The 11,225-nt window shown below is 70.9% G+C and carries 10 protein-coding genes; 8 read left to right on the forward strand and 2 right to left on the reverse strand.

What is annotated here, in order from left to right:
* The first annotated feature begins 280 nt into the window (after positions 1-280).
* The 7 genes from ACFWPQ_RS29680 (at position 281) to ACFWPQ_RS29710 (ending at position 8,643) form a co-directional block, all read left to right on the forward strand.
* Positions 281-1,648 (forward strand): phosphomannomutase/phosphoglucomutase, encoded by a 1,368-nt coding sequence (locus ACFWPQ_RS29680; protein WP_384041229.1) that lies wholly within the window; start codon positions 281-283, stop codon positions 1,646-1,648.
* Between the two features lie 473 nt (positions 1,649-2,121).
* Positions 2,122-2,292, forward strand: a complete 171-nt coding sequence (locus tag ACFWPQ_RS29685) for a Trm112 family protein (protein WP_089102354.1) — start codon at positions 2,122-2,124, stop codon at positions 2,290-2,292.
* Between the two features lie 77 nt (positions 2,293-2,369).
* Positions 2,370-3,497 carry an SIS domain-containing protein gene (locus ACFWPQ_RS29690; RefSeq protein ID WP_384041232.1) on the forward strand — a complete coding sequence of 376 codons (1,128 nt, stop codon included), beginning with the start codon at positions 2,370-2,372 and terminating at the stop codon, positions 3,495-3,497.
* Between the two features lie 155 nt (positions 3,498-3,652).
* Entirely contained in the window at positions 3,653-4,804 is a 1,152-nt protein-coding gene (manA, locus tag ACFWPQ_RS29695; protein ID WP_384041236.1) for a mannose-6-phosphate isomerase, class I, read from the forward strand.
* A 118-nt stretch (positions 4,805-4,922) separates the two neighbouring features.
* Complete coding sequence (locus tag ACFWPQ_RS29700; protein ID WP_384041239.1) at positions 4,923-5,903, forward strand: cation diffusion facilitator family transporter; 981 nt, start codon at positions 4,923-4,925, stop codon at positions 5,901-5,903.
* Positions 5,904-6,366: 463 nt separating this feature from the next.
* Positions 6,367-7,824, forward strand: a complete 1,458-nt coding sequence (ahcY, locus tag ACFWPQ_RS29705; RefSeq protein WP_384041242.1) for an adenosylhomocysteinase — start codon at positions 6,367-6,369, stop codon at positions 7,822-7,824.
* A gap of 192 nt (positions 7,825-8,016) precedes the next feature.
* The gene (locus ACFWPQ_RS29710) at positions 8,017-8,643 is read left to right on the forward strand and encodes a hypothetical protein (RefSeq protein WP_384041245.1); all 627 of its coding nucleotides are present in this window, start codon (positions 8,017-8,019) and stop codon (positions 8,641-8,643) included.
* A 43-nt stretch (positions 8,644-8,686) separates the two neighbouring features.
* On the opposite strand, the gene ACFWPQ_RS29715 is transcribed toward ACFWPQ_RS29710, so the two are convergent.
* A complete protein-coding gene (locus tag ACFWPQ_RS29715) occupies positions 8,687-9,634 on the reverse strand; it encodes an RDD family protein (RefSeq protein WP_384041248.1) in 948 nt (315 codons plus the stop codon).
* Positions 9,635-9,775: 141 nt separating this feature from the next.
* Between ACFWPQ_RS29715 and ACFWPQ_RS29720 the strand changes: the two genes are divergently transcribed.
* Positions 9,776-10,783 carry a stage II sporulation protein M gene (locus tag ACFWPQ_RS29720; RefSeq protein ID WP_384041251.1) on the forward strand — a complete coding sequence of 336 codons (1,008 nt, stop codon included), beginning with the start codon at positions 9,776-9,778 and terminating at the stop codon, positions 10,781-10,783.
* Between the two features lie 109 nt (positions 10,784-10,892).
* On the opposite strand, the gene ACFWPQ_RS29725 is transcribed toward ACFWPQ_RS29720, so the two are convergent.
* Positions 10,893-11,225 (reverse strand): hypothetical protein (locus tag ACFWPQ_RS29725; RefSeq protein ID WP_384041255.1); only part of this gene is annotated, 333 nt, incomplete at its 5' end.

Genomic DNA, 11,225 nt, shown 5'->3' on the forward strand with positions numbered 1-11,225 from the left:
GACGCACGGCCCCGGCTTCGACGCGCGGCGACCGATATCGACGCACGGCGATCGGCTTGCGCGCGGCAACCGGTATCGACGCGCGGCGACCGGCTTCGACGCGCGGCGACCCGCTTCGACCCACCGAGACCGGCTTCGACCCACCGAGACCGGATCGCCGCAGATCACAGCCAGGAGGCCGCCGGGCATCCGCCGCGCGTCCGCCGGGGGATCCCGCGTCGGCCCCTCACCCGGAACAGGTAGTTTGGGGCGACCGAGAGGATTTCAGGAGGGTTGGCCAGTGGCTGTTGCTGATCTGTCGCAGATCGTGAAGGCGTACGACGTGCGCGGGGTGGTTCCGGACCAGTGGGACGAGGCACTCGCCGAGCTGTTCGGCGCCGCGTTCGTCCAGGTGACCGGTGCCGCCGCGATCGTCGTCGGCCACGACATGCGGCCCTCCTCGCCCGGTCTGTCCCGCGCCTTCGCGCGCGGTGCCGCGGCCCGGGGCGTCGACGTCACCGAGATCGGCCTCTGCTCGACCGACCAGCTCTACTACGCCTCGGGCGCACTGGGCCTGCCGGGCGCGATGTTCACGGCCTCGCACAACCCCGCGCAGTACAACGGCATCAAGATGTGCCGTGCGGGAGCCGCGCCGGTGGGTCAGGACACGGGCCTGACGGAGATCCGGGAGCTGGCCGAGCGCTGGATGCAGGAGGGCGCCCCGGAGCCGGCCGCCGCGCCGGGAACGATCACCACCCGGGAGACGTTGTCGGACTACGCGGCCCACCTGCTCTCGCTCGTGGACCTGACCTCCATCCGCCCGCTGAAGGTCGTGGTCGACGCGGGCAACGGCATGGGCGGCCACACGGTCCCGACGGTCTTCGAGGGCCTGCCGCTGACCCTGGTGCCGATGTACTTCGAGCTGGACGGCACCTTCCCGAACCACGAGGCCAACCCGCTCGACCCCGCCAACATCGTGGACCTCCAGGAGCGCGTGCGCGCCGAGTCCGCCGACCTCGGCCTGGCCTTCGACGGCGACGCGGACCGCTGCTTCGTCGTGGACGAGCGCGGCGAGCCGGTCTCCCCGTCGGCGATCACGGCCCTGGTGGCCGTGCGCGAGCTGGCGAAGAACGGCGGCAAGGGCACGGTCATCCACAACCTGATCACGTCCTGGACCGTCCCCGAGGTGGTCCGGGAGAACGGCGGCACCCCCGTCCGCACGCGCGTCGGCCACTCCTTCATCAAGGCCGAGATGGCGAGGTCCGGCGCGATCTTCGGCGGCGAGCACTCGGCCCACTACTACTTCAAGGACTTCTGGAACGCCGACACGGGCATGCTGGCGGCCCTGCACGTGCTTGCCGCCCTCGGCGGCCAGTCCGGCCCGCTGTCCTCCCTCGTCGCCCAGTACGACCGCTACACCGGCTCCGGCGAGATCAACTCCACCGTCGCCGACCAGCGGGCCAGCCTCGCGGAGATCCGCGCGGCCTACGGCGACCGCGACGACGTCACCCTGGACGACCTCGACGGCCTCACCGTCACCGCCGCCGACTGGTGGTTCAACGTCCGCCCCTCCAACACGGAACCGCTGCTGCGGCTGAACGCGGAGGCAAGGGACGAGGCGACGATGACGAAGATCCGCGACGAGGTCCTGGCGATCATCAGGGCGTGAGCCCGGCTCCCCGACCGAGCCACCCTGCACCCCGGGTTGCTCTCGGCCTACCGAGCCACCCTGCACTCCGGGTTGCTCTCGGCCGGCCGAGTCACCCTGCTCGCCCTGCCTTCGCTTCTCGGTCGGCCGAGCCACTTCGCCCTGCCATCGCTTTGCGCCTCACCGAGTCACTTCGTCCTCGCCATCGCTTTGCGCCTCACCGAGTCACTTCGTCCTCGCCCTCGCTTTGCGACTCACCCGAGTCACCTGGCCTCGCCCTCGCTTTGCGACCCACCCGAGTCACCTCGCCCCGCCCTCGCTTCTCAACTTGCCGAGTCGGGTGGTGGGTGGGCGAGGGTCTCGGGGGTCCAGGGGGCGGAGCCCCCTGGGCGGTCACCCCGGCGGACGGCCACCCGTCACCGACGGCCAGCCCAACCCACCCCACCGGCGGTAACCTGACCGCACGCGAACATCCACCCCCGAAGGGAACCCCCATGCCGCTCGAAGCCGGCCTCCTGGAGATCCTCGCCTGCCCGGCCTGCCACGCCACCCTCAAGGAGCAGGACGCCGAGCTGATCTGCACCGGCCAGGACTGCGGCCTGGCGTACCCCGTCCGCGACGACATCCCCGTCCTCCTCGTCGACGAGGCCCGCCGCCCCGCGTAAGCAGTAGGCAGTAGGCAGTAGGCACCACAACCGCGGAACACCAGAACATCAGGACCCCGGCAACCGGAGGCCGCTCCATGCTCGACGAATCGCTGCTCGACACCCCGGAGGGCCTCGCCGAGGCCGACCGCCGAGGTCTCCTGCGCGGCGCAGCCGAGGCCGGCGCCCGCGTCCGTACGGCCGCCCGGCACGCCACCGAGGCCGGTGTCCAGGAGCTGAAGCCGGACGGCCGCCCGCGTGCCGTACTGATCGCGGGCCCCGGCGTCGCCGCCACCCACGCCGCCGACCTCCTCGGCACGCTGGCCGGCCCCGGCAGCCCCGTCACCCGCCTGGCCCCCACCGGCGTCGCCCCGGCCGCCGGCGCCCTGCGCTGGGAGCTCCCCGGCTGGGCCGGCTCCGTGGACCTGCTGCTGATCGCCACCCCGGACGGCACCGAACCCAGCCTCTCCCTCCTCGCCGACCAGGCCTACCGGCGCGGCTGCTCGGTCGCCGCCGTGGCCCCCGCCGGCACCCCGCTGGAAGAAGCGGTGGCCGGCGCCCACGGCCTGTTCATGCCGATGGCGACGGCCCCGTACGACCACGGCGAGCCGCTCGCCGGCTCCTCCCCGGGCGTCCTGTGGGCGCTGCTCACCCCGCTGCTCGCCCTCCTCGACCGGATCGGCCTGGTCACCGCCCCGCCGGAGGACCTGGAGAAGGTCGCCGACCGCCTCGACCGCATCGCCGAGCGCTGCGGCCCGGCCATCGTGACCTACAGCAACCCGGCCAAGACCCTCGCCGCGGAACTCGCCGACGCGCTCCCCGTGGTCTGGACGGAGGGCGGCTCGGCAGGCCCGGCCGGCCGCCGCTTCGCCGCCGCCCTCGCCGAACTGGCCGGCCGACCCGCCCTGGTCGCCGAACTCCCCGAGGCCCTGGCGGCCCACACCGCCCTGCTCGCCGGACCGCTCGCCGCCAGCGCCGACCCCGACGACTTCTTCCGCGACCGCGTGGACGAGGCACCCGCACTGCACGCGCGCGTGGTGCTGCTCCGCGACCGCCCCATCGGCGGCCTCACCGCCGCACCCGCCGCCCGCGACCTCGCCCTCAGCCACGACACCCCGATCAGCGAGCTGGAGCCCGAGGCGGGCGACGAGCTGGAGACCCTGGCGGAACTGATCGCCGTCACGGATTTCGCCGCCGTTTACCTGACGCTCGCTTCGGGGGCCTGAGGTGGACACCGACACCGGGCCCGCCGTACGAAGGACGACCTGAGGGGCGTACCGAGGCGAACCGGTAGGGGAACACGAGGTGAACACCGCCGCCGCCGTGCGCCCCCGCACGACCTTGTTCGCCCTTGCCCGCAGAGAACCGGCAGAGAGAAGTCATGGATCTCCTCGACAACACCATCCGCCCCTACGCCTGGGGTTCGACGACCGCCATCCCGAAGCTGCTCGGGGTCGAGCCCAGCGGCGAGCCGCAGGCGGAGATGTGGATGGGTGCACACCCGGGTGCCCCCTCGCGCACCGCGCGCGGCACGCTCGTCGAGGTCATCGACGCGGACCCGAAGGCCGAACTGGGCGAGGCGGCCGTGGGCAGGTTCGGCCCACGCCTGCCCTTCCTGCTCAAGATCCTCGCCGCCGGCGCCCCGCTCTCCCTCCAGGTGCACCCCAACCTGGAACAGGCCAGGGAGGGTTACGAGGACGAGGAGCGGCGCGGCATCCCGATCGACGCCCCGCACCGCAACTACAAGGACGCCAACCACAAGCCCGAACTGATCTGCGCCCTCACCGAGTTCGACGGCCTGTGCGGCTTCCGTGACCCGGAGCGGACGGCCGAACTCCTCGACGGGCTCGGCGTGGACTCCCTCAAGCCGTACGTCGACCTGCTGCGCGCCCACCCCGAGGAAGCGGCCCTGCGCGAGGTTCTCACCGCGATCCTCAGCGCCGACCGCGAGGAGATGGCCCACACGGTCGCCGAGGCCACGGCCGCCTGCACCCGCCTCGGCGGCGACTACGCGCCCTACGCCGACATCGCCCACCACTACCCCGGCGACCCCGGCGTGATCGCGGCCATGCTCCTCAACCACGTGCGCCTGCAGCCCGGCGAAGCCCTCTTCCTCGGCGCCGGCATCCCGCACGCCTACCTCAACGGCCTCGGCGTCGAGATCATGGCCAACTCCGACAACGTCCTGCGCTGCGGCCTGACCCCCAAGCACGTCGACGTCCCCGAACTCCTGCGCGTCGTCCGCTTCGAGGCGGGCGACGCGGGCGTGCTGCGCCCCGAGGCCGCCCCGGACGGCGAAGAGGTCTACGAGACGCCGATCGACGAGTTCCGGCTCTCCCGGTACGTCCTGCCCGAGGGCACCGCCGCCCACGACCTCACCCTGCAGACCCCGCAGATCCTGCTCTGCACGGCCGGCACGGTCCGCGTCGGCGAGTACGACCTGGCCCCCGGCCGGTCGGTGTTCGTCCCCGCGGGTGAGAAGGCGGAGGTGTCGGGCGCCGGCACGGTCTTCCGTGCCACGGTGATCGTCTGAGGGGGTCCGTATCTCTCGCCGAGGGGGCTGCAAGAATGACCCTCCGGCAAAGCACGGGCAAAGACGAGTACCGGCGTAGACGGACGACGGCGAGAACGAGAAGGGACAACGCGAACACATGAGCGCGTCAGGCGGCACCAGGGCGATCGTGGCGGCACTCGGAGCCAACCTCGCGATCGCGGCATCGAAGTTCGTGGCGTTCGCGTTCAGCGGTTCCTCGTCGATGCTCGCCGAGGGCGTCCACTCGCTCGCCGACTCCGGCAACCAGTTCCTGCTGCTCATCGGCGGCAAGAAGGCCCAGCGCGAGGCGACCCCGCAACACCCCTTCGGCTACGGCCGCGAGCGGTACATCTACGCCTTCCTCGTCTCCATCGTGCTCTTCTCGGTCGGTGGCATGTTCGCCATCTACGAGGGCTACGAGAAGATCAACCACCCCCACGAAGTGGAGCACTGGTACTGGCCGGTGGGCGTCCTCCTCTTCGCGATCATCGCCGAGGGCTTCTCCTTCCGGACGGCCATCAAGGAGTCCAACGAGCTGCGCGGCAAGCTGTCCTGGTCGCAGTTCATCCGCCGGGCCAAGGCCCCCGAGCTGCCGGTCGTCCTCCTCGAGGACTTCGGCGCACTCATCGGCCTCGTCCTCGCCCTCCTCGGCGTCGGCCTCGCCCTGATCACCGGCGACGGCGTCTGGGACGGCATCGGCACGGTCTGCATCGGTGTCCTGCTCGTCCTGATCGCCCTCGTCCTGGCCGCCGAGACCAAGTCCCTCCTGCTCGGCGAGGCCGCGGGCGTCGAGGAGGTCGAGAAGATCGAGGCCGCCATCGTCGACGGCGACACGGTCACCGGCATCATCCACATGCGCACACTCCACCTCGGCCCCGAGGAACTCCTCGTCGCCGCCAAGATCGCCGTCCAGCACGACGACACGGCCGCCGAGGTCGCCAGGGCCATCAACGCCGCCGAGGCCCGCATCCGCACCGCGGTCCCCATCGCCCGGGTGATCTACCTGGAACCCGACATCTACAACGAGGCAGAGGCCGCCAAGGGCCCCGACCCGGAAGCCACCCCGGGCGGCCCGAACCCCCACCCTGCCGACCACTGATCCCCTCCGCGCGACAGCACGGGCCCGGGCCCGCTCCCCTCGACCCGCCAGGGAGCGGGCCCGCCGTCATCCGCCGCCCGGACACCACATGCCCCGTGCGCGCAGGGCCGACCGGATCGACCAGGCCGATCCCCCGACACCCTCGCCACCCAAGGCGGCGCAGCCCCCGCGCACCCCCGCCGGCACTCCCACCGACCACGCTCACCCTCCTCGAACGGCGTGATCTGTTCGGAGGCGGACTGGGGACGGCCCGCTCCTCCGGTGTAGCTTGGGACGGAGCCAGACGTCGCTGCTGATGGCGGTCGGGCGGTTCCACATGGACCGTCCGAGGGAGAGAGGGCCTCCGACGGACTGCGCTGCGCGTACGTGGGCATGCCTGTGTCCTCCTTTCGGGCACCCCTGTGTCCGCCGCCGCGCAGACCAGCCGTAACCACCCTCGACCCAACCCGAGGAGCAGCTCGCAATGACGACTGTCGACAACCGACAGGACTTCAAGGTCGCCGACCTCTCCCTGGCCGCCTTCGGCCGCAAGGAGATCACCCTCGCCGAGCACGAGATGCCCGGCCTGATGGCGATCCGCAAGGAGTACGCCGAGACCCAGCCGCTGGCCGGGGCTCGCGTGACCGGCTCCCTGCACATGACCGTGCAGACCGCCGTCCTGATCGAGACCCTGGTCGCCCTGGGCGCACAGGTCCGCTGGGCGTCCTGCAACATCTTCTCCACCCAGGACCACGCGGCCGCCGCCATCGCCGTCGGCCCCGACGGCACGGTGGACAACCCGCAGGGTGTCCCGGTCTTCGCCTGGAAGGGCGAGACCCTGGAGGAGTACTGGTGGTGCACGGAGCAGGCGCTGACCTGGCCGAACAGCCCCACCGGCGGCCCCAACATGATCCTCGACGACGGCGGTGACGCCACCCTCCTCGTCCACAAGGGCGTCGAGTACGAGAAGGACGGCAAGGTCCCCGGCCTGGAGACCGCCGAGTCCGACGAGCACCGCGTCATCCTCGAACTCCTGCACCGCACCATCACGGACGGCTCGCAGAAGTGGACTCAGCTCGCGTCCGAGATCCGCGGCGTGACCGAGGAGACCACGACCGGCGTCCACCGCCTGTACGAGATGCAGCGCGACGGCGTCCTCCTGTTCCCGGCGATCAACGTCAACGACGCCGTCACCAAGTCGAAGTTCGACAACAAGTACGGCTGCCGCCACTCGCTGATCGACGGCATCAACCGCGCCACCGACGTCCTGATCGGCGGCAAGACCGCGGTCGTCTGCGGCTACGGCGACGTGGGCAAGGGCTGCGCGGAGTCCCTGCGCGGACAGGGCGCCCGCGTGATCGTCACCGAGATCGACCCGATCTGCGCCCTGCAGGCCGCGATGGACGGCTACCAGGTCACGACCCTCGACGAGGTCATCGACAAGGCCGACATCTTCGTCACCACGACGGGCAACAAGGACATCATCATGGCCTCGGACATGGCCAAGATGAAGCACCAGGCCATCGTCGGCAACATCGGCCACTTCGACAACGAGATCGACATGGCCGGCCTCGCCAAGGTCCCCGGCATCGTCAAGGACGAGGTCAAGCCGCAGGTCCACACCTGGACCTTCCCCGACGGCAAGGTTCTCATCGTCCTCTCCGAGGGCCGCCTGCTGAACCTGGGCAACGCCACCGGCCACCCCTCGTTCGTGATGTCCAACTCCTTCGCGGACCAGACCCTGGCCCAGATCGAGCTGTTCACCAAGCCCGACGAGTACCCGGTCGGCGTCTACACGCTGCCCAAGCACCTCGACGAGAAGGTCGCCCGCCTGCACCTGGACTCGCTCGGCGTGAAGCTGACGACGCTGCGCCCCGAGCAGGCCGCGTACATCGGCGTGGAGGTCGAGGGTCCGTACAAGTCGGACCACTACCGCTACTGAGCCCGGGCCCTGCCCACCGGGAAGCGCACCCGTGCACCGACGCGCTCTCCCGGCGGCAGGTCCTCCGGTCCGCCGAGGCAGGCCCCCGCACCCCCGTGCCGGGGGCCTGCCCCTTTGGCCCGTCGACCGCCCGCGCGGCCGTACCGCGGGTCCGGGTGCCGGACCCACACCCCGTCAAGCCTCAGGACCCCCATGCCCCGCGGCCGCTATTCGCTCCACGATCCGCACGATCACACCCCCCTCGGCGAAGAACACTTCCAGTGCGCCCCCGGCCCCTCCGGCTGGCGTTATGTCTCCCAAGTGACCACCCCCTCCGGTGACCACGGCGGCTCGGTCGATCTCGCCCTCGACGACCTCGGCCGACCCATCCGCCTCGAACTCCACGCAGGGGGCTGGCAGGTGCGCGGCGCCGCCCTGGACGGCGTCACCTGGGTCCGCACGGACCCCACCGGCATCCATGCCACCGAAGGCAATGTGCGCGCCCATGCCTTCACCGGCACGTCCCCCGCGTTCCTGGTCGCCACCGCCCGTCTGCTGCGCCTCACCCCCTCCTCCGCCGCGACCCGGGTACGCCTCGTGGCCTTCACGGACCCGGTCCTCGCCCCCCGCACCGTCGACCAGTCCTGGGCCTTGATGGAAAGAGAAACACACGCCACTGACAACGGCCCTCTGACGGTGGACGAATACCAGGTCACAGCCCTGGACACGGGCGAACAGCACCTGGTGCACCTCGCCGGAGACGTGGTCCTGGCAGCCCCCGGAATCGAGCTGGAGGACCTGCAGTCACCGCCGTCGGTCTTCAAGGACCCCGACGACTGAACAGCGGGCCGACGAACCGGTGGGCCGACGGGCCGAACCGCGCCTACGCCGGCGGCACGAATCCGGTGGCGGGCCGCTCGGTCGCCGCCGCGGGAGGAGCGACGGGCGCGGCCGGCGGCTGAGGGACCGGGGCAGGCACAGGGCCAGGAGGCATACCGGATACCGGGGGCATACCGGGTGCCGGAGGCGTACCGGGTGCCGGAGGCGCGTACCCGGCGGGGGCACCGGAAGACGGAGGAGCATGGTCGGCGAAGGCCCGTCGGGCTTCGCGGGCCTGCCGTTCCTGCACCACCGCCGCCAGATATGCGGCCGGCGGAATGTCCGGTGGCGCCGGAGTCCCCGTCCGGCTCGCGAGATCGCCGGCGAGCTGCGCGGCCATCGTCCACGAGACCTGCGGATCGAGCTGCTGCATCCGCGTCAGGTACTGCCGGACCGCGAGCCACAGCCCGTCCGGAACGGCCGACAGGTCCAGCCCGGCGAAACGTCCCGCGAGCCAGGGCGGAGGCGGCGGAACGAAACGGGTCTGCCCGACGGGCACCCGCTCCCGCACGACCAGGGTCCCCGCGAACACGTCCCCCAGCCGCCGCCCGCGCGCCGAGACCAGCGAGGCGATGCAGGCGACGACCCCGAACGTCGCCAGAATCTCGACCACGCCGAGAGCGCCCCGCACCAGCGCATGCCGGAACCGGATGGGCCCGCCGTCATCCCGCACGACCCGCAGTCCGCACGCCATCTTCCCGAGCGAGCGGCCGTGGCTCAGCGTCTCCACCGCGATCGGCGCACCGACCAGCACCAGCAGGAAGGCCGCGATCGCCAGGGCGATCTGCGCGGCGTCGTCGAGCGAGGCCGTGGCGGCCGCCAGGCCTATGGAAACGGCGATGTACACGGTGAAGGCGACGATCAGGTCGAGCAGCACGGCCAGCGCCCTGCTGGGCAGCCTCGCAGGACGCAGTTCGAGCGCCACCGCCTCACCGGTCACCAGCTCACTCACGCCCGCCGCCTTCCCCTGGTCTGCCCTGTACAGCGCAAGTCTGCCAAGCTGAGCACACATCGCGCCGCAGTACGACAAGCTGACAGCTGCGACATTGCTACGACAGGCAGTCGACGACCAGCCGAGGAGCAGGCAGACCCGATGGACCTCGACGTCTTCGTCTCCGCACACCGCGCCGAGTGGGACCGCCTCGACGCGCTCCTCCGCCGCCAGCGACGCCTCAACGGAGCCGAGGCCGACGAACTCGTCACGCTCTACCAGCGCACCGCCACCCATCTCTCCCTGATCCAGTCCAGCGCTCCCGATCCACAGCTCACCGGGCGCCTCAGCCAGCTCGTGGCACGCGCGCGCAGCGCGGTGACAGGCACCCGCCGCGCGTCCTGGCGCGATGTCGCCCGCTTCCTCGGACAGGGATTCCCGGCTGCCGTCTACCGCTCCCGCCACTGGTGGGTCCCGACCGCGCTCATCTCCACCGCGGTAGGGATCCTGCTCGGCTGGTGGATCGGCACCCACCCGGACGTGCAGTCGACCATCGCGGCCCCCAGCCAGCTGCGCGAGCTGACCCGCCCCGGCGGCGAGTACGAGACCTACTACTCCAGCCATCCCGCGGCTTCCTTCGCGGCCCAGGTGTGGACGAACAACGCCAGAGCCGCCGCGATGTGCCTGGTCCTGGGCGTCTTTCTCGGCCTTCCGGTCCTCTGGATCCTCTTCGAGAACATGCTCAACCTGGGCGTCGGCTTCGGCCTGATGTCCTCGGCCGGCCGCCTCGACACCTTCCTGGGCCTGGTCCTCCCGCACGGGCTGCTGGAACTCACCGCGGTCTTCGTGGCCGCGGGAACCGGACTCCGCCTCGGCTGGACTCTCATAGACCCCGGCCCCCGCAGCCGTCGTACGGCCCTGGCGGAAGAGGGCCGCGCCGCCGTGGGCATGGCGATAGGCCTGGCCCTGGTCCTGTTCGTCTCCGGCGCCATCGAAGGCTTCGTCACCCCGTCCGGCCTGCCGACCTGGGCACGCATAGGCATCGGAGTAGTGGCTGAGCTGGCCTTCCTGGCGTACGTCTTTGTCCTCGGGGGCCGTGCCGCTCGCGCCGGTGAGACGGGTGACCTCGAGGAGACCGAGCGCAGCGCGTTCGTCCCAACGGCCGCCTGATGTGCGGACCCCTCCCGTGAGCTGCTAGTCTCCTCTTCGTCCCGGAAGACCTGTTGACACGGGTTGGCCGGGGAGGTAGATTCAAACAGTTGCCTAGAACTGGACAGGTTCAGGGCCGATCGTTAGAATCGATCTGCTTCACAACGGAGAGTTCTCTCCGAACATCGAAGCCACCCTCCGATTTACTCAGAAATGAGTGGCCGGTCAGACCGGCCAAGAACTTCTGATAAAGTCGGACTCGCCGAAAGAGAGCCGAAAGGCAATCGAACAGGCAAAGGCCCTCCAACGGCCACCGGAAATGGATTCCGACCGGAAACGGAACGGAAAACGGATCTGGTAAGGTTGGAAACACCGAAGGGAAGCCCGGAGGAAAGCCCGAGAGGGTGAGTACAAAGGAAGCGACCGTTCCTTGAGAACTCAACAGCGTGCCAAAAGTCAACGC

Origin of the sequence: Streptomyces sp. NPDC058464, assembly GCF_042721035.1 — a bacterium.
GTDB lineage: Bacteria > Actinomycetota > Actinomycetes > Streptomycetales > Streptomycetaceae > Streptomyces.